Origin of the sequence: Oscillibacter sp. (assembly GCF_032060045.1) — a bacterium.
Taxonomy (GTDB): Bacteria; Bacillota; Clostridia; order Oscillospirales; family Oscillospiraceae; genus Oscillibacter.
The window spans coordinates 44,908-45,468 of sequence record NZ_DAMBZJ010000009.1; the positions used below are offsets into that span (position 1 = coordinate 44,908).

At 55.1% G+C, this 561-nt stretch carries 1 protein-coding gene; it reads left to right on the top strand.

Features of this window, described 5'->3' with window-relative positions:
- A partial coding sequence (locus RT018_RS05450; RefSeq protein WP_312940054.1) for an iron-containing alcohol dehydrogenase occupies positions 1-561 on the top strand: 561 nt, incomplete at both ends.

The window sequence follows — 561 nt, forward strand, 5'->3', positions numbered from 1 at the left end:
CCCACAAGATTGGTGGTTGGTTCCACATCCCCCATGGAACCGCCAACGCGTTGCTGTTCCCCTATGTCTGCCGCTTCAATGCCCAGAAGCACCCCTATCATATGGGGACCTTCTCTCAGTATAAGTATCCGCAGGCATTTGAGCGCTATGTCCAGTTGGGCGAACTGATTGGCGTCAAGGGTGCTACGGACGAGGAGACCTTTGAAAACTGGATCAAGGCTGCCGAGCAGTTGAAAAAAGACGTGGATATTCCCGAGACGATCTGGGACTGGCTGATGGAGGCCCACCCCGAGAAGAAGGCCAAGACATGGGAAGCAGACTTCCTGGCCGCTGTTGACCAGATGTCCGAATGGGCGTTCCATGACGCATGCACCGGCTGCAACCCCGTCTATCCCACAATTGAAGAGCTGAAGGCCTGTTACCTGAGAGCTTTCTACGGAAACGAGAAGTTTGTTGAGAAGTTCGGCGATGTCCTGGAAGTGCCGGTCAAGCTGCCTCTCGATACGCATGCAGCTTATCCCATGGGGCTTTCCGCAGAAATCGGCGTGGACAAAGTCGGCG